Source organism: Ruegeria sp. (assembly GCF_028066395.1).
GTDB lineage: Bacteria > Pseudomonadota > Alphaproteobacteria > Rhodobacterales > Rhodobacteraceae > Ruegeria.
This window is the reverse complement of record NZ_JALCBM010000008.1, coordinates 35,880-54,113: the sequence shown is the minus strand read 5'-3', so window position 1 is coordinate 54,113 and position 18,234 is coordinate 35,880. Positions and strand designations below refer to the sequence as shown.

General features: G+C 56.8%; 12 protein-coding genes, 1 tRNA gene and 1 pseudogene. 6 read left to right on the top strand and 8 right to left on the bottom strand.

Going from position 1 to position 18,234, the window contains the following annotated elements; all coding sequences use genetic code 11:
* Window positions 1-689: pseudogene (locus tag MPJ51_RS04650) on the top strand (DNA polymerase III subunit alpha); the annotation flags it as partial.
* Between the two features lie 289 nt (window positions 690-978).
* Here MPJ51_RS04650 and MPJ51_RS04645 read toward each other — a convergent pair.
* From MPJ51_RS04645 to MPJ51_RS04615, 7 genes are all read right to left on the bottom strand, one after another.
* Complete coding sequence (locus MPJ51_RS04645) at window positions 979-1,953, bottom strand: lysylphosphatidylglycerol synthase domain-containing protein (RefSeq protein WP_298382458.1); 975 nt, start codon at window positions 1,951-1,953, stop codon at window positions 979-981.
* 273 nt (window positions 1,954-2,226) lie between these two features.
* Window positions 2,227-3,591 (bottom strand): DUF2142 domain-containing protein, encoded by a 1,365-nt coding sequence (locus MPJ51_RS04640; RefSeq protein ID WP_298382456.1) that lies wholly within the window; start codon window positions 3,589-3,591, stop codon window positions 2,227-2,229.
* 4 nt (window positions 3,592-3,595) lie between these two features.
* Window positions 3,596-4,594, bottom strand: a complete 999-nt coding sequence (locus MPJ51_RS04635; RefSeq protein WP_298382454.1) for a glycosyltransferase family 2 protein — start codon at window positions 4,592-4,594, stop codon at window positions 3,596-3,598.
* A gap of 249 nt (window positions 4,595-4,843) precedes the next feature.
* Window positions 4,844-6,340, bottom strand: coding sequence for a hypothetical protein (locus MPJ51_RS04630; RefSeq protein ID WP_298382452.1), 1,497 nt, complete (start codon window positions 6,338-6,340; stop codon window positions 4,844-4,846).
* Between the two features lies 1 nt (window position 6,341).
* On the bottom strand, window positions 6,342-7,286 hold the full coding sequence (locus tag MPJ51_RS04625; protein WP_298382451.1) for a glycosyltransferase: 945 nt from the start codon (window positions 7,284-7,286) through the stop codon (window positions 6,342-6,344).
* A gap of 463 nt (window positions 7,287-7,749) precedes the next feature.
* Window positions 7,750-7,824: transfer RNA gene (locus tag MPJ51_RS04620), tRNA-Gln, on the bottom strand.
* 172 nt (window positions 7,825-7,996) lie between these two features.
* Entirely contained in the window at window positions 7,997-8,479 is a 483-nt protein-coding gene (locus tag MPJ51_RS04615) for an SH3 domain-containing protein (protein WP_298382546.1), read from the bottom strand.
* 177 nt (window positions 8,480-8,656) lie between these two features.
* On the opposite strand from MPJ51_RS04615, the gene MPJ51_RS04610 reads away from it, so the two are divergent.
* The 5 genes from MPJ51_RS04610 to MPJ51_RS04590 all read left to right on the top strand — a co-directional run bounded on the left by MPJ51_RS04610 (window position 8,657) and on the right by MPJ51_RS04590 (window position 17,011).
* Window positions 8,657-9,643, top strand: coding sequence for a D-glycerate dehydrogenase (locus MPJ51_RS04610; protein WP_298382449.1), 987 nt, complete (start codon window positions 8,657-8,659; stop codon window positions 9,641-9,643).
* Window positions 9,644-9,765: 122 nt separating this feature from the next.
* Window positions 9,766-11,559 carry a gamma-glutamyltransferase gene (gene ggt / locus MPJ51_RS04605; protein WP_298382446.1) on the top strand — a complete coding sequence of 598 codons (1,794 nt, stop codon included), beginning with the start codon at window positions 9,766-9,768 and terminating at the stop codon, window positions 11,557-11,559.
* Between the two features lie 82 nt (window positions 11,560-11,641).
* On the top strand, window positions 11,642-13,042 hold the full coding sequence (locus tag MPJ51_RS04600) for an FAD-linked oxidase C-terminal domain-containing protein (RefSeq protein ID WP_298382444.1): 1,401 nt from the start codon (window positions 11,642-11,644) through the stop codon (window positions 13,040-13,042).
* 95 nt (window positions 13,043-13,137) lie between these two features.
* Window positions 13,138-14,367 carry a hypothetical protein gene (locus MPJ51_RS04595; RefSeq protein WP_298382442.1) on the top strand — a complete coding sequence of 410 codons (1,230 nt, stop codon included), beginning with the start codon at window positions 13,138-13,140 and terminating at the stop codon, window positions 14,365-14,367.
* A gap of 136 nt (window positions 14,368-14,503) precedes the next feature.
* Complete coding sequence (locus MPJ51_RS04590) at window positions 14,504-17,011, top strand: FAD-dependent oxidoreductase (protein ID WP_298382439.1); 2,508 nt, start codon at window positions 14,504-14,506, stop codon at window positions 17,009-17,011.
* A gap of 397 nt (window positions 17,012-17,408) precedes the next feature.
* Here the strand turns inward: MPJ51_RS04590 and MPJ51_RS04585 are convergent, their stop codons facing one another.
* A complete protein-coding gene (locus MPJ51_RS04585) occupies window positions 17,409-17,846 on the bottom strand; it encodes a VOC family protein (protein WP_298382436.1) in 438 nt (145 codons plus the stop codon).
* Between the last annotated feature and the right edge of the window lie 388 nt (window positions 17,847-18,234).

The window sequence follows — 18,234 nt, the reverse complement described above, 5'->3', positions numbered from 1 at the left end:
ATGACCTGCCCGAACCGCGCCTGTCGCCTTCGCCTGATTGGCTGCCCGCCGAACGCCTGAGCGAGGAATTCAAGGCCATCGGCTTTTATCTCTCGGGCCACCCGCTGGACGACTACATGCCCGCGTTGCGGCGCAAACAGGTGCTGACGTTGGATGAGGTGACGGAAAAGGCGCGCTCTGGCCCGTTTATTGCCAAGATGGCTGGGGTCGTCGCAGGTCGTCAGGAACGCAAGTCGGCGCGTGGCAACCGGTTTGCTTTCGCCCAGCTCTCGGACCCGTCGGGGGCCTATGAGGTCACGCTGTTTTCCGAAACACTGGAGAAAAGCCGCGCGTTTCTGGAAACCGGCGCGCAGGTGGTCCTGACCGCCGAGGCGACGATGGAAGCCGATCAGCTGAAACTGCTGGGCCGGTCCGTTGGCCCCGTGGATGCCGTTGTGGCCGAGGCTGGCGCGACCGGTCTGCGGGTTTTCGTGCAGGAGCCGCAGGTTCTGTCCACAGTCGCCACCGTGCTGGAGGACGCCGCAGGCGTGGCCAAGGGCGCTGCGAAAGGCCCAATCCAGCTATGCCTGATGGACCCCGGCCTGCCCGGTGAGGTCGAGATGGACCTGGGCCAACCCTTCCCGATCAACCCGCAGATCAAGGGCGCGATCAAGTCGCTGGACGGGGTGATCTCGGTCGAAGAAATATAGGTTTCTTTGGTCACTGGTGTTTCCGAGCTAAAAATTGGTTCAATCAATGTCGGTTAGCTTTTGGCACTGGAACTGATTGACAACGCTCTGAACCCACTGGCTTGGTAGTGGCTGAGGCGTCGGGGCTGTTGCAAACTCCTGAACTTCAGGAGGGCACATCAAACCAGATTCAGGTGCTCGGCATAGACGGCGGCTTCTGGCTTTTGTCTGACTACACAAGGAAACGTGCTCGATGGTAGCGATTTGCCAACGTCTGCGCCAATGTGCAGTCAACAACCTGCCAAAGCAGCTACTGTCGTGTTTTGCGCCCCATCAACAAGAGAAACGGGTAAGCCAATAGGAACCCACCGAATGAAACAATTCGCAAAGAAACCGCGGTTTCTGCTGCAGTGGCTGCATCAATACCTTGAAGGAGCAAAGCACTGGTCCACGTTACCTCTGCCACACCCAGCCCAGCGGGTAAAAATGGGACAGAAGAAAGAAGCAAGATCAGAGGATAAGCAACGAAAAGTGGCAGTGGATCAAGACCAGGCAAAAGCATCATAACGATACCGACGTTGAAAACTGCAATCAGAGCATACCGCAATACGCTTAGGCCGATGAGTTTTTGTAGAACTGCGGGGCTTTGATCTGCCGCTTGATTCAAGCCATCAGCCAGTATCGTAGTGGCCGATCCAATTCTGAGAAATTTGCCGATTGCCCGAACCGCCTGTGAACTGAATCTGAGTGTCGGCTTCAAAATAGGCACCCAAACCAAAAGCAGTGCCAACATAACAATCCCTGCAACAACAGGGCCAAACGTTACGAGCAAAACGCCAGTCAAGGCCGCCAACCCCAGTGTCAAAAGCTCTAGGGATTGTTCAAACAGCGATGTGCCAGCAGCGGCGTGCGCGCCAATGCCATACTTTCTCGCAACCCAGGCGCGGACAATCGGGACGCTGATCTGGATAGAGAGCACCTGCCCTAAAAGAGTACCAGTCGCCGTGGCCGAAGTCGCCGCCCCAAGAGAGATGGCTTTGTAATTTAGTGTTTCAGACAGCACTATTCGCCATTTCAAGGCGGCAATGAGGACCATTACGCTCTGCCCTGCCATGATCAATGCATAAAACGGCCAATGTATAGCGCCAAGCGTGCGCAGTATTCCCGACGGAGTGGCACCGCTTGCCTGTAGCAGAACAACCAGTAGCGCCAAACCTGACAAAAGTCCGGCAAGCATCCAGCGAATGCGTTTTCCGCGAGTCGTGGTGTTCGATGCATCACTCAAAACAATTGACTCCGTAAATCACGTCCGGAACTGCCGCACGCGTTGAAAACCACATCACACGACTTTCAGGAAAATGAAACGTGACGATTTGGTGTAGGTCATAGATCACGGTCTTTTCCAACAAATTGTGCGTTGCCCGCAAGATATACCCACGTAAGCCCAACCCGTGATTTGAGGCGCAATAGTTTTCCGGCCAATTCGCCTCATATGTCGACCGATCAGGTATTTCGACATAATTTTTCACGTCCACAACCTGCACTCTGTCGAACATTTTCATAGCTCATCCGCAAGAAAATACCGCGCCTCCAAAGCGTCCGCCGTTGCGAAGACCGAGAACGAAAACAGGAGGATCAACAGAAAGTTCTCTGTCGTTTGAAGCTTTCTTGCACGACCTTCGACCGTTTTCCCGGTTTCAAACAAACTGACCAGCAATAAGCAAGGCAGCAAAAAGTAACGGCCTTGGACGCCCAATATTGTTGACGCAGGATGAGGGGTCCAGGTTACGAGTAATGAGAAGAAGACAATGAAGACCGCGCTGAACGCAGAGACTATCACCGCAAGAGAAATAAATTTATCATTAATTCTTCCCTGAAGTATCGCCAATAGCAGTATCAGCAAAATAAAAGTGTAAAGTATGGTATATGTCAGCGATGTAAATGGAACATCTAACCATCCCAGAATTCCAAGGAAAGAATGTAGATAATAAAGGGTGTGCTTTCCGTCAGAAAGAGTAGCCCAAAGTGCATCAAGAAATTGCAGCGGATTGTGCAGATAGTACTGGATAATCTGAGATGGTGTTGCCCCCAAATTTACCCGCATATCCTCGGTCGTGGTTAACGCAAAGCCGTACCACAGAATGATCGCTATGCATAAAATGACAAAAAGAAGAATTGCATGGGCGTTTCGAAAGCGCACGCCAAGCGTGAATGGAAATAATACAAGTGGGGCCATGTGCAAACGGCATCCCGCCAGCAAGAATATAAGGGCTGACATGGCAAATAGGGTCCTGAGCCCAGGTTGCTCTTTTTCTTTCATCATATCGAAGTAGAGAGCAGTTATCAGAAGCAGCATCGCAGTAGACAAAAAATCGATACTTGCGGACGCGGCCTGAAACAGTGTCATCGGCAGGAACAGAAGCGCGATGACCAAAGCAGGCGGTGCTGTGGTTCGAAATGCTGCAAATAAAAGTAGTGTTCCCACGCCAAGCGAAAAACCACGTGCGAGTTTATAGCTTGAATCCACACTTTGACCCAAAAGCTCTCCGACAGAGAGTGCTATCGCTTGAGGCAAATAGATGAGAGGAAAATAGTATCCCGTCCCAGGTAATGTTTCATAGGCGCCCTGACCGGACCACTGAATTTCTTTCGCAGCATTCAATTCTTCAGAAGAAATCTGAACCTCGGATTGATGGGGTAATGCCGTGAAATACGACATGTATTCAATCAAACCTGTATCCACATATCCTCCGGACGCATGCCCGGCAGGAGACTCCAGAAACAGCTGCCCTTTGGAGAGCAGATACGCGCGCTCGATGTGATCGAATTCATCGGGTGACTGGAATGGCGGAGTCAGCACGCCGATCCACAGTGCGGCGCAAAAAATCGCAAAGCACGCGGCTAAACTCCGATCAATCACCATGCTTCTAATTGTCTGACTTGGCGCGCTTGTCGGTCCGAGTTGGGATGTGGGAATTGAACCGAAGGCGTTGAATTGGGACTTTGGGCTCGGACGCAATATCATAGCTTGCAAAGAACAAAAGCATTTGGAATCCCAGAACGATGGGCAAGGCCGACAGCATTACCGTTCCAGTCGCAGCAGGAACCCCGGTTATGATGGATTCTGACCAAGCCACGGCTCCGAAAATGACACCAAAGGTCAACAGGATGAGACCAAACAGAAGGTTTAGGGACGCAAGCGAAAAATCCCGTAAAAAGTACATGTAGATGACTCGCTTCAACGTTGCAGTGATATGGCGCCAAAGAAAATCACCTACAACTTTACCGATCCGTAACCCGCTGACTTCATCTGCGTAGACTGCACGCATGGGAATATCCACCACGACGGCCCGCAGATCCCCGAGACGAATGAGCATGTCGCTTTCAAAAAAATACCTCTGGGCAACCTTGTCCAGATCTATGGAGGCCAACGCGCGGGAGTGGATCGCGGTGTAGCCGTTGGTTGGGTCAAAGATACTCCAATATCCGCTGGACAGCTTGGTTATGAAGCTGAGAAACGCGTTTCCAAACAGCCTGACGCGTGGCATATCACTTACGGCAGAGCCGGAATAAAAGCGGTTTCCCTTTGCGTAATCAGCCTCTCCCACTTCGATTGGCTGAACAAATTGCGGTAACAGTTCGGGTGCCATTTGCCCGTCACCGTCGACCTTCACCAGAATTTCTGCACCAGCTTCCAGTGCCGCCCGATATCCAGTGATAACCGCACCGCCAACGCCGGTATTCGACGTATGCCTCAAGACCTTGACCCGCGGGTCCTTTGTCGTCTTCTCGATGTGGTCGCCAGAGCCATCCGGGCAGGCATCATCAACCGCAAATATGAACTCTACTTCGGGTCCAATACGTGCGATCACATCTTCGATGTGGCGCGTAACCTTGAAACAGGGAATGACGACTGCAATACGCATACTAAATCGGCCTTATTGATACTCGGAAACTACTGATGCTCTTTCAAGCAGTATGTACGCCAGTGACTATGACCGCGCAAAACTGCCTGCTGCGATAAACCATTCACGTTGCAAAAAAGACCCACAAAGGGCCGCGACCGTTGTAGATGTCTTTGATTTGAAATGGCTTTCTTCATGACTGCGATCTTTCTGCTGATAGATGCATTGATTTGGCGGGCGGCGACAGGCCCCTTTGAAGCGACGTGTCCTTTAGTACGAGTAGATGCCTTTGAAGAGTGGTAAACGCTGACTCTTCGATCGTGAAAGGTCCGGATTGGTTTCCAGCGGCAGCAAGATGTGCGGCGATAGCGAACCATATTCCGACTTGAGTATGGAGTTGAATTCAGGCCCCAGATTGTCTGTGCGATAGCTGGGAATCACAAGGTCAGGTTCAGCCTCAAGCAATGCGCTATAAAGGGTGGAGTTCTGCCCTTCCCCTTTGGTCTTGAGCACGGCTTGGGCATCGAGCCAAAGTCGGGGCTCCATTCGACGGCTGGGGATCATGCCAATTCCATCGAAATAGGTATCGTTTTCCGCCAGCTGCGCTTCGGCCTGTTGGACAACCACCAATTGCGCGCGGTTGTCATGGTCCAGATACTGCACATTCCGCACAATGCTCTGCACGGCGATAACCAACAGGAGCCCGGGTATGATAGAAGACCATCTTTCCGAATGGTGCAGAAGATAGGTCGCCGCCAACGCTGCGTAGACCGCTAAAAACGGTAAAACCATGGTGAAAACATAGGGCCATGTCTGATTGTGAAAGAAAATCAGCCCGGCCAGCAGAACCGTAAAGACAAGAAAAATACGTTCGGCACAGTCGAGTTTCAAAATCCGTTTGGCAGACAAAATAAGCCCAAAGGCAACCAATCCATATTGCAACGGGTTGCGAAAAAGCGTCTGCCACACATATGCGTCCAGCCCGTCGTAGTAGCTGCCGCCATTTAGTGCCAGTTCGGCAGGTCCGAGGAAGAGCACCTCCAGAACCTGCGGCATCGCAGAGCCGCCTAGCAAAACACCATAAAGTGCAATGGCAATGGCCCAACCCAGAAGAAGGAGCACTCCGCGTTTGATCGCGCGTGTGATGGACAACATGCAAAGTGCATCGACCACCAATGCCGCTCCCAGAGCGAAGTTGAAATAGACTGATTTTTGCGTTGTCACAAAGGCAAGCCCGCTCAACAGGCCAGCCAATATCAGAGTTTTAGCACGGTCAGCTTGATATCGGACCACAACCAACACCGCCATAACCGCAAACAACGTAGCAAGCGGTTCGGATCTGAGGCGAAACCCACGTTCGATAAAGTTGGAAAAGGTCAGCAAGAGGGCCACAGCCAGGATCGCTGTCAGGCGCTCATGACTCAGCGTGAGGGCGCATTTGTAGATACCCCAGAGCAACGCCACCGCCAGACCAGCCGTGGTCAGCCGACCAACCATCAGCATCGACGTGGCATCCCAGCCAATCAGATGAGAAAGCTCGTAGAACACAACGTACCCGACGGCTTTCTTGGGCCAGATCGTCTCAAAGATACCATCGAAAAGATAAACCGGTTGGGTAAAGTGCCAGAACTCGTCCATCACAAAGCGGGTATTGACCGCCAGCACAAACAGGATCGCGATTTTCGCAAACACGAACAGGCTGATCGCACGCGAAAGGTTTTGTTCCTGGCTGAGACCGGAGGACTGTATCTGCGTGAACGCCGTCATGTCACGCTCCTCTTTGCATTGCCAGCTTGAGCCGAGGTGTCAGTCTTTGCACAATCTGTGTGGATCTTAGAAAACCGCGCCATTCGAATGGACCAAGCAAGAGTGCCGCACGAAGGGCAGCGCCAAGTCCACGCAGATCACGATGATGCAGACCCGCCAGACAAACGTTGAGCGCGTTGGCGGCCTCCGCGCGTTTGCGCGCCCGCGTCGTTAATTGATCCGGCAACTCCGCCAAATGCCGGTCAAGCGGTATCTCCAGTTGACGTTTGAAGGATTGCAAGTCACGCGATCCGGTCATGGTTAAGGACTTCGCATGAATTCGAAATGCAGATGCGTGTCTGGGATTCCATGCCAATCCATTCCGCGACAATCTTAGCCAAAGGTCCCAATCTGCTGTGTACCAAAGCGTTTCATCCAGACCCCCGCGATCCAACACAATGTCGCGTCGGAACATGACCGCCGGCAAAGCCACGGTGTTTTGCACGATCAGATGGGAAAGAGCCTCGTCGGGAAACAGAACGCGCGGTGTGTCCCCAAAAGGCGGGCACATCTGCCCAACGGTTTTCCCCTGCGAGTCTATAAGGTCCGCTCCGTGTACCCAGATGTCGACTTCGTGAAACCGGGTACTCATGTCTTTCAGCAGCGCCGCACGTCCTGGCAACCAGATATCGTCTTGGTGCAGCATTGTGACCAGCGGCGCGCGCGCCTGACGCAGGCCAAAGTTCGTGTTCTCTGTCCACGAGCGACCGTTGGGGTTGTCGATGATTTGAAGCGGAAACCGGGCTTGTGCGGCTTCCAGGATTTCTCGGCTACCGTCTGTCGAACCTTGATCCACGGCGATAATCTCAAGCCCTTCGCATTGTCCGGCAAGAGAGGAAAGCGCAGTTTCCAGTGTCGCCTGACCATTGAAGATCGGCATAATCACAGAAAGCCAGGGTTGGGTCATGTTACTATCGGCGAAAATAGTTGGAGGTTAGCAAGTAACAACGATGCGGTCAGGACGATCCCTTTGGTCGAAACCGCGCTGGGGCTCATGTGGTCTGCTGTGATCCAACTGGACACAATGGCACTGGTCCAAATCAAAACATCCGCGACAAAGATGGTTTCGTTCTTCATGAGCCCAATTCTCGACAAGTGATACTTGGAAACAATTCGTTTCCGATATTGCCCGCTTTTGTGTCGAGATTGAGGCGAGCATCGTACCGATTTGGGATTAAAGGTTGAGGTTGCCCGTTTGTTTTACTCTCCGGTAAACCCGGGGCGGTTCAGTTTATGTGTCAGGGCAGCCGAGAGGGTTTGTTCTGCGCCAATAGACTAAAGTGTTGCGAAGTCTAAATTTTGCTTGGACGAATTGCGTGTTCTAGCTGGATAAATCCAAATTCAAGCTGGACGGCACAAAGGGAAAATCATGGCTGGGGTGGTAGGATTCGAACCTACGATACACGGTACCAAAAACCGCTGCCTTACCACTTGGCTACACCCCAACGGTGAGCGGCTGTCTACGACTGTTGCTTTCCGGGTTCAAGAGGTTTTTGGACAAAAAATCACCCCACCTTGCAAATAATTCAGGGCGCGTTTCCGTAGCTATATCCGGGCTGTCAGAGTGAACGTCTTAAGCATGTCGAAAAGGTCTGCGCCTCGATACAAAACCGTATGCTATTCGCGGATTTCGGACGGCTCGACCCCCCAAAGGTTGGATTTCAGCGTCCACCCCTTGTAGCCGCCCGCCGAGATTCGGCACCAGTCCGGGGTGCAACTGCCCAGACGGGCGACGACCCCGGCCTCGAAATGCGCGTTGATCTGGGCATCGGGATTTGGGGTGGCGTAGACCGGCAGCAATTCGGGCTCGACCAGCACGGTGCGTACGCCGGACAACAGGGCATAGTGGACCCAACCGCCTGCGCCGTCCCGATCCTGAACCTTGCGCCAGTTGCCGTATTCGGCGGTGATCTGCAGGGGCATGCCGCGGCGTTTGAAGACCCAGTCGATTCGATGGGTCAGGGATGGGCCGCGGCGGACATTGCCCTCGGCCGCTTTCATCGAGACGTAACGCGGCAGCGGCAGGTGCGTCACCGGCCCGCGCGCGTCCTGCGCGGCGGCCGCCAGCGGTCCACAGGTGACCACAAACGCCAGCAACAGCGCCAAAACCTGGCGTTTCACCGAAAAAATAGCACTCACTGCCTGCCTGCTCTTATGCCTGTTGATCGTGTTTCGAAAAAAGGTTGAGTCTATGTCATTGGGGTTCTTGTGCCCCGCCTGATCCTGCGCCACGATGACATGGCGCGCGGCTGTTTGCAAAGCGGTAGGAGGGCTGAGGTGCCAAGAGAACGTCTGAGTGTTGTCGTTACGCGACGGTTGCCCGAAGCCGTCGAAACTCGGCTGAGCGAGCTTTTCGATGTGCGCCTGCGCGACAATGATACGCCGATGTCGCGCGAAGATCTTGTGGACGCCGTGAAAGAGGCGGATGTGCTGGTGCCCACCATCACCGACACGATTGATGCGGGTATTCTGGGCCAGGCCGGGGACAATCTGCGCCTGATTGCCAATTACGGGGCCGGGGTCGACAACATTGATGTTCAGACGGCCCGGCAGCGGGGCATTCTGGTCTCGAACACGCCCGGTGTGCTGACGGATGACACGGCGGATATGACCATGTCGCTGATCCTGGCGGTCACACGGCGCCTGCCCGAAGGCATGGGCGTGATGCAGAAGGGCGACTGGTCTGGCTGGGCCCCCACGGCACTGCTGGGTGGTCGGGTCGGAGGTCGCCGTCTGGGTATCCTCGGGATGGGTCGGATCGGGCAGGCCGTTGCCCGCCGCGCCAGCGCCTTTGGCATGCAGGTGCATTACCACAACCGCCGCAGGCTGCGCCCCGAGATTGAAGAGGAGTTGGAGGCGACCTATTGGGAAAGCCTGGACCAGATGGTTGCGCGGATGGATGTGATCTCGGTCAATTGCCCCTCAACGCCTTCGACGTTTCATCTGATGAACGCGCGGCGGTTGAAGCTGATGAAGCCTTCGGCGGTGATCGTGAACACCTCGCGGGGTGAGGTGATCGACGAAAACGCCCTGACACGCATGATCCGCGCCGGAGAGATCGCGGGTGCCGGGCTGGATGTGTACGAACATGGGACGGATGTGAACCCTCGCCTGCGGCAGTTGCCGAATGTGGTGCTGTTGCCGCATATGGGCTCGGCCACGCTGGAAGGGCGGATCGAGATGGGTGAGAAAGTCATTATCAATATCAAGACCTTCGAGGACGGTCACCGTCCGCCGGATCAGGTCGTGCCCGCGATGCTATAGCTATGTCCGGCGGTCGTATGACCACCGGTCCCGTGACGAATTCTACCATCCTGTCGGCGCGAGCCTTTGGTCTTGCCGTGCGGGCAGGCCATGTTTGACGTTATTGAGAGAGGGAGGAGCACATGCGTGCCAATTGGATTTCAGGAATTTTACTGACCACGGCGATTGCCGCCACGCCCGCGCTGGCGCAGGAAACCGCAGATGCCGTATCGCCAGAAGCCCCAACCGAGGGGCAGGTTCAGGGCCTGACCGATCAGGTCATCGCCGCCTTGGAGGCGAAGGCGAATGGCGTCCCGGTCGAAGCTGAAAACTGGATGGTTGCCGCTGCAAACCCGCTGGCGGTCGAGGCTGGCGCGCGTGTGTTGCGTGCCGGGGGCTCGGCGGCGGATGCGATGGTTGCGGTGCAGGTGGTTCTGGGTCTGGTTGAGCCGCAATCTTCGGGCCTGGGCGGCGGTGCGTTTCTGGTCTGGTATGATGCGGCGAGTGAAACTCTGACCACGCTGGACGGGCGGGAAACAGCGCCGCTGGAGGCAACGCCTAGGCTGTTTCAGGACGAAAATGGCGAGCCGCTGAAATTCTTCGATGCCGTGGTCGGCGGTTTGTCCGTGGGCACACCCGGCACTCCCGCGCTGCTTGAAGAAGCACACCGCCGCTGGGGCCGCAGCCCGTGGCCGTCGTTGTTTGTCGATGGTATCCAACTGGCGGATGAGGGCTTTCTGGTCTCGCCCCGCCTTGCCGGTCTGGTCGAACGGGACGCCGAGCGCCTGTCGCGATTTCCCGCAACGGCGGCGTATTTCCTGCCCGACGGTCAGCCGTTGGCGCAGGGGCAGCGCTTGACCAATCCGGCCTATGCCGAAACCCTGCGAACGCTGGCGACCGAGGGGTCGGCAGGGTTCTATGGTGGGGATATCGCAGCAGGGATCGTCAACACAGTCCGTACCGCGCCCGGCAATCCCGGCGTGTTGTCCGTCACCGATCTGGCGCTTTATCAGGTGATCGAGAGGGAACCGGTTTGCGCCGCTTATCGCGCTTATGAGGTTTGCGGCATGGGTCCCCCTTCCTCGGGTGCGCTGACCGTGGGGCAGATTTTGGGCATGGTGCAGGGCTATGACCTGCCTGCGATGGGACCGGACAGCCCCGAGGCGTGGCGGTTGATCGGCGATGCCTCGCGCCTGGCTTTCGCGGATCGGGGGCGCTACATGGCCGACAGCGATTTTGTCCCGATGCCCACCGAAGGCTTGGTTGACCCGGACTATCTGGCGCAGCGCGGGTCGCTGCTGTCCGAGGGCGGCGCATTGGTTGATATCGCCCCCGGCAACCCCGAGTTCGACCATGCCTCGAATTGGGCGGATGATGTGTCGCTGGAATTGCCCTCGACCTCGCATATCTCAATCGTGGATGCCTATGGCAATGTGCTGTCGATGACCACGACCATCGAGAATGGTTTTGGCTCGCGCCTCATGACCAACGGTTTCCTGCTGAACAATGAGCTGACAGATTTCTCGTTCCGGACCCATTCGGATGGCGTGCCGATTGCCAACCGGTTGGAGCCTGGCAAGCGCCCGCGTTCATCCATGAGCCCGACGATTGTGTTGCAGGACGGGGTTCCGGTTCTGGCCATTGGCTCGCCGGGCGGCAGCCGGATCATTGGCTATGTGGCCAAGTCGATCATCGCCTGGGCCGATTGGGGCATGAACATTCAGGAGGCGGTCATGCTGCCACATCTGGTCAACCGATTCGGCACCTATGACCTTGAACTCGACACCGCTGCTGAGGGCCATTCCGACGCGCTGATCGCCATGGGGTTCGAGGTCAATCCGCGCGATCTGACCTCAGGCCTGCACGCCATCGAGATCGGAGAGGTTCTGAAAGGCGCAGCCGACCATCGGCGTGAGGGGATTGCGCTGGGAGACTGACGCAACCCTTGCCCCGACCGGACGGGCCTTTTAGTCATGGGCTGAAAGGCCCCTATCGGGGCAAGCCGGGGAAGGACAGACCATGGTGCAGGCGACGACTTTGCCAAGAAACGAGGCCGGGATCGAAACTGCCATCGGTATCCTGAAACAGCGCTTTGGGGATCGGCTGCAAACCAGCGCGGCGATCCGGGAACAGCATGGTCATACGACCACCTGGATCGATAACCAAAGCCCCGACGCCGTGGTCTTCCCTCATTCAACCGACGAAGTGGCCGAGATCGTGCGGACCTGCGCCGCCCACAAGGTGCCGGTCATCCCCTTTGGCACCGGCACCTCGCTGGAAGGGCATGTGAATGCGCCCGCGGGGGGGGTCTCGGTCGATCTGATGCAGATGAACAAGGTGCTGGCGGTTCATGCGGGTGATCTGGATTGCGTCGTGCAACCCGGTGTCACGCGCGAAGATCTGAACACTCATCTGCGCGATCAGGGCCTGTTCTTCCCTATTGACCCCGGGGCCAATGCCTCGCTCGGTGGGATGGCGGCGACGCGGGCCTCGGGCACCAATGCGGTGCGCTATGGCACGATGAAGGACAATGTGCTGAGCCTTGAGGCGGTGATGCCCGATGGTCAGATCATCCGCACCGGGCAGAGGGCGAAAAAATCCTCGGCCGGATACGACCTGACCCGCCTGCTGATCGGGGCTGAGGGGACGTTGGGCATCATCACCGAGCTGACCCTACGCCTGCAGGGCATCCCCGAGGCAATCACCTCGGCCCGGTGTTCTTTTCCGACGGTCGATGCGGCCTGTCAGGCGGTGATGATGACGATCCAATACGGCATTCCCGTCGCCCGGATCGAACTGCTGGACGACATGTCCGTCCGTGCCGCCAACGCCTATTCCGGGCTAAGCTTGCCGGAAACCCCGCTGCTGTTGCTGGAATTCCACGGCTCGGAAAGTGGTGCGGCGGAACAGGCCGAAACCTTTGGTCAGATCGCCGGCGAATTCGGCGGCACCGATTTCGCTGCCACCTCGACCACCGAAGAACGCAACAAGCTGTGGCAGGCGCGGCACGACATGTATTGGGCCTGCCTGCAACTGCGCCCCGGTGCACGGGGGATATCAACCGATGTCTGCGTCCCGATCTCGTGCCTTGCGGACTGCGTGACCCGGACGCAGAACAAGGCCGTCGAACTGGGCCTGCTGGCGCCGATGGTGGGGCATGTGGGCGATGGCAATTTCCACTCGCTGCTGCTGATCGACATGGACGACGCGGATGAGGTCGCCAAGGCCGAAACCTTTGTTGGCTGGCTGAACGATCTGGCAATCTCGATGGAGGGCACCTGCACCGGTGAGCACGGCATCGGCCAAGGCAAACGGCCCTATCTGGAACGCGAACTGGGTGCGGCGACACGGTATATGTCCGCGATCAAGGCAGCGCTGGACCCCGACAACATCATGAACCCGGGCAAGATCCTGCCCTGAATTCAACCAAACCTTCTGCCCTTTCCAGCCATACCGACGCCTCAATTTCATGTGATCATTCTGCTCAGAGCAGAATATTGATTCCGAGGTTTATTATGGACGCGTTGCGGTTCCTGGGCTTCGCGCTGGTCGCGATGATTGTTATTGCCGGTCTCGACTACTACCAGCAGGACAAAAAACACGAAGGCATCCTGTCGGCAGAAGGCTATATCGACACGATCAGGTCACGCTTCAGCGAACGCCAGCAGGAAAAGGTCGCTGAAAAGGCCGAGCGTGAACGGCAAGACCGCTGGAAGGCTGGCGCCAAATCTTACATTCCCAACGCGCCGGACGGGTGGAGCCGGTATGCAATCGATGACACAGACGCCCAAGCGGTATCGACCGTCTTGTCGGATTATGGCCCGACACCCCTGATCAGCTCGATCAGCAATCCGGTCGAGCTTGCCCGTCTGGCAAATGGAGGTCGGGAAGCGGCCCTGCGCAAGCTGAATGAGACCGGGTATGTTTTCGCAAACGGGACTGAAATCCTCTGGTTCGATATCTCGCTGAAACCAAAATCGGCGCGCAACACATTGGCCGGTCTGGCCCTTGGACGACAGGCCGCGTTCACGAACGCCATGAAAGTCAGCGAAGGCTTTGCTGTTATCGACGGCGTCGCCTTTGCAGAAGAGACCGGCGATTTGCTTGGGCAACCGAACGCAGCAGAGTACCGGAGGATCACCGGGCGTATCGGGTTTGATGAAGAGGTTGTGCTGCGACTGCACGGCAAGGCGAGCGATGCCTCGATTCGCCAGCTTTTGACCGCGGTGGATTACGCAGGGCTCAATGCGTTGCTCGCCCATCCCTCGCCCGCTGTGGGACAAGGTGTTGCGGTCGCACTGGATCAGCAGCCGGAAACGGCCGACAGGATGAATGACCTCTACCGCGAGATGCAACGGGCGCAGGACAAGATTTCGCAGGACAAGATCGAAAACCTGGATATGGGTGCAGTGATGGTCAACACGCTGGCCAGTTCAGGTTTCAATACTGAAGGCATGCTGAATATCACCGGCGGAGAGGTGTTTGAAAACCAGAACCTGATGCAGGTGGGTTACGGTCGCGCGCAAGAACTTTTGCTGCAGACCGACCAGCAAGAGGCCAGCTTGGACACCCCGTCTGAAACCAAAGGGGTCATCGGCACATTGCTGGCTATGCTGCCCAAGTTCGGGGCGACCTCTGCCAGTGAGGAAGAACCAGCCCCAACCGAAGTTCGGGTGCGCAAGGGCGGTGGCAGTTCCTCCTGCTCTTCTATCGGCAGCAGCAAGCGCTGTTCGGTCGGTAATTGACCCGGTAATTCCCCAAATTGACGACCCGCAGCCCCTGCGGGTCGTTTTTCTTATATCACTGGTCGGATGAATGTCGCGTGATCCCGCCGATTTGCGCCATATGGTGCCAACTGAATTCAAGCGGAGTCGTCCGGACATGAAAACCCAAGCCAAAGCACTGGTCGTCGGCGGTGGTGCCGTCGGAACCTCGATTGCCTATCACCTGGCCAAGGCAGGCTGGGACGATGTGATGCTGATCGAGCGGGATGAGCTGACCTCCGGTTCCACCTGGCACGCGGCGGGCCTGCTGCCGCTGTTCAACATGTCCTATGCGACGACGCATATTCACAAGTACTCGGTCGATTTCTACAAGACGCTTGAGGAAGAAACCGGCCTGAATGCGGGTTTCGCCGTGGTGGGCAACCTCCGCATGGCGCAGACGCAGGACCGCATGGACGAATATATGCTCTACGCGTCCACCGCCGAGACCTGCGATGTCGCTTATGAATGGCTGACCCCGGATCAGATCAAGGAGCGCTGGCCGTTGATCGAAACCTCGGACCTGAAGGGCGCGATCTATCACACCGAGGACGGCTATATTAACCCCGCCGATGTGACTCAGGCGATGGCCAAGGGTGCCCGTCAGCGCGGCGTCGACATCGTCCGCAAGATGCAAGCCGATGCGTTCCACTGGAACGGCACCCATTGGGAAGTCACCTGCACCAAGATGGTCGAGAAGGGTGGCAACCTTGTTCCGTCGGACGAGCAGGTGGTGATCACCGCCGAGCATGTCGTGACCGCATCGGGCAACCACGCGCAGCGCACCGCCAAGATGCTGGGCATCAAGATGCCCGCGATCCCGGTTGAACACACCTTCATCGTCATGGACAAAGACCCCGAGCTGGTCAAATGGCGCGAGGCGGGCAACCCGGAACACCCCGTTGTCCGTGATGCCGACAACGAATCCTATGCGCGTGAGGAACGCGGCGGCTGGATTCTGGGTATCTATGAACATGGCGCACCCGCGCAGTTCGAACATGGCGTGCCGGACAGCTTCCGCGCCGATCTGTTCCCGCTGGATCTTGACCGGATCGCGGGTCAGTACATGGCGATGGCCGAACGTGTGCCCTCCTGCGCCGACTCCGGCCTGAAGGACGATTTCAACGGCCCAATCTGCTACACCCCCGATGGCAACCCGCTGGTTGGCCCGGCTCCGGGCCTGCGTAACATGTGGCTGGCCGAAGGCTTCAGCTTCGGCATCACCGCCGCAGGCGGCACCGGCTACTATCTGGCGCAGATGATGGTGGATGGCGAGGCCGAGATCGACATGGCCTCGCTGGACCCCAAGCGGTACTCATCCAACTGGATGACTACCGAGTTCGCGGCCCGCAAGAACGAAGAATGCTATGAGCATGTCTATATCCTGCACCATCCGGATGAAGAGCGCGAAGCCTGCCGCCCGCTGCGAACTGTTCCGGCCTATGACCGCCAGAAAGCGCGCGGTGCTCAGTTCGGCTGGGTCAACGGCTGGGAACGTCCGAACTATTTCGGCCCGCTGGATGCGCCGGACAATTTCGACAAGGAAAGCCGCAGCTTCCGCCGTGGCGGCTGGTGGCAATACGCCGTTGAAGAGGCGAAAGCGATCCGCGAAGGCGTTGGCCTGATCGACGCCTCGGCCTTCACCAAGCATGTCGTCAAAGGCCCCGGTGCCACCCAGTTCCTGGATTGGTTCACCTGCAACAAGCTGCCCAAGGTCGGTCGTATCAACCTGACCTACGCGCTGACCTCGCATGGTACCACCCGCACCGAATACACCATCGTCCGTAACGGCGAGAACAACTACTACATCGTCTCCGCCGGTGCCTGGACCGAGTACGACGCCGACTATCTGCGCAAGGCGGCCGAGGACAAGATGGAGGAGTTCGGGTATATCGAGATCCAGGATGTAACCACCCAGTGGGGCGTCTTCGCAATCGCCGGACCCAAGTCGCGTGACGTTCTGAAAGAGGTCATCAAGGACGCCGATCCGGAAACCGCCCTGTCCAACAAGCGTTTCCCGTGGCTGTCGGCCCGTCAGATCGAACTGGGAATGTGCCCGGTCAACGCGATCCGCGTGGCCTATACCGGTGAGCTGGGCTGGGAACTGCATCACCCGATCGAGATGCAGAACTACCTGTTCGACCTGCTGGAGAAAGCCGGCGAGAGCCACGGCATGAAACTGGTCGGTGCCCGCGCCCAGAACTGGCTGCGTCAGGAGAAATCCTATCGCGCCTTCGGCACTGAATTAGGTCGCGATGCGACCCCGCTTGAGGCCGACCTGCCGCGTTTTGTCGACCTGTCCAAGGATTTCTACGGCAAGGCCAAGCTGGAAGAGACCGGTGTGCGCGTCAAATGCTGCACCTTGCTGATCGACGGTCCGGACGATGCCGATCCATGGGGCCGCGAGGTACTGTATACGCCAGAAGGTGAACGCGTGGGTCGTCTGACTTCGGGCGGTTACTCGGTGGCGTTCGAGAAATCCATCGGTATGGGCTACGTCAAACCCGAATTGGCGGTCGAAGGCACTAAGCTGCAGGTCAAAATGCAGGACAAGCTGTGGGATGCGGTCGTAACCTGCGACAGCCCCTATGATCCGAAGAACGAGACCATCCGCAAGGACGGTTAACGTACCCGGTTCCGCAGGCGGCGCGCAAGAAATGCGCCGCCTGTGGCGGCACATGCCTCCGGCGGAGGTATTTTCAAACAGAAGAAACCAGGGATGTGAAAAAGATCCAGCCCCCCGCTTGTGGCAGGGGGCCTTCTCCTGTTGCGGTCATCGGCGCCTCCGCCTGTACCGCACGGCCACGATCTACGGTTCTGGTTAAGGAATCATTTCTTCTTCTGTTCAAAAATACCTCCGCCGGAGGCAAGCCTGCGCAAGCAGGCTTTTGCGCCGGTTTCTACTGGGCGGAACCTATCAAACGAAGTCTGAAATTTTCGACCCGAGCCTCTCTGACGTCGTTAAGGTGTCTGCAAGTTTCCCCGGTCTCCTACCCAACCTCGCGAGTGTTGGTTTACGCTCATCACGTTGCAGAATCTGACTGCGCAGTCACCTGCTGGTGGACCTCAATCACATTGCCTTCGGGATCGTGAAAGAACACCTGATGCCATTCCTTTGCAAAGGCCGTGCCGTAATCTGAATAGGGGATGCCCTTTTCATCCAGCAGCTTAAGAAAGCCCGCAAGGTCATCGGTGCGAAAGGCGATATGACCACGCTCGACCGGGTTGATGACCTTGCCGTTTCGGAATGCGACGTCGAAGGCACGCTCGGCCAGGTGCATCTGCATGCTGCCTTCGGTGGCAAAGCGTATCTTGCCATCATAGCCGGTTTCCGCATTGGCCTCGGTTCGTGGGAAGTTCTGCTGAGGGATATCGTCCAGACCCAGTACGTTGGTATAAAATTCGTGCATGCGATCCACATCGTCGGCCACGAAATTGATGTGATGAAATTCAAGCTTCATGTATCGCCTTCACCTTAAACTCGTTTGCGTTTCTGGGTTTGTAGCATTGGAAAACGCGGTATGGTATGATGGGAGTCAACTCCTTGACTGTGGCCTGATCCCCCGAATCTCCTTCAGCTTTGAATAGCGTCACAAAACTACTCGTTGGTGCAACGAACGGCTGCTTTCCGCCTTAAACAATGGAACACGCAAAAATTTGCTAGGAAAGTTGCAGGTTTGACGCCGGGAAATGGCAACTCGGCGTCAATAAATGTCACATTATGTGCCGTTCCACACTGTGGCGCTCCAACTGACATTACCTATCCGCACACCAAAAACTTTTTATTTTCGTTCCCCTTTTATCACTGGGATCGAGAATGTTGACCAAAAATTTCATAGTGAACTACCT

Coding starts and splice junctions, on each gene's coding strand:
- ggt (WP_298382446.1), top strand. CDS start 9,766: ATGCGTGCCAATTGGATTTCAGGAATTTTACTGACCACGGCGATTGCC.
- MPJ51_RS04590 (WP_298382439.1), top strand. CDS start 14,504: ATGAAAACCCAAGCCAAAGCACTGGTCGTCGGCGGTGGTGCCGTCGGA.
- MPJ51_RS04630 (WP_298382452.1), bottom strand. CDS start 6,340: ATGACGGCGTTCACGCAGATACAGTCCTCCGGTCTCAGCCAGGAACAA.
- MPJ51_RS04600 (WP_298382444.1), top strand. CDS start 11,642: ATGGTGCAGGCGACGACTTTGCCAAGAAACGAGGCCGGGATCGAAACT.
- MPJ51_RS04640 (WP_298382456.1), bottom strand. CDS start 3,591: ATGGTGATTGATCGGAGTTTAGCCGCGTGCTTTGCGATTTTTTGCGCC.
- MPJ51_RS04625 (WP_298382451.1), bottom strand. CDS start 7,286: ATGACCCAACCCTGGCTTTCTGTGATTATGCCGATCTTCAATGGTCAG.
- MPJ51_RS04635 (WP_298382454.1), bottom strand. CDS start 4,594: ATGCGTATTGCAGTCGTCATTCCCTGTTTCAAGGTTACGCGCCACATC.
- MPJ51_RS04595 (WP_298382442.1), top strand. CDS start 13,138: ATGGACGCGTTGCGGTTCCTGGGCTTCGCGCTGGTCGCGATGATTGTT.
- MPJ51_RS04585 (WP_298382436.1), bottom strand. CDS start 17,846: ATGAAGCTTGAATTTCATCACATCAATTTCGTGGCCGACGATGTGGAT.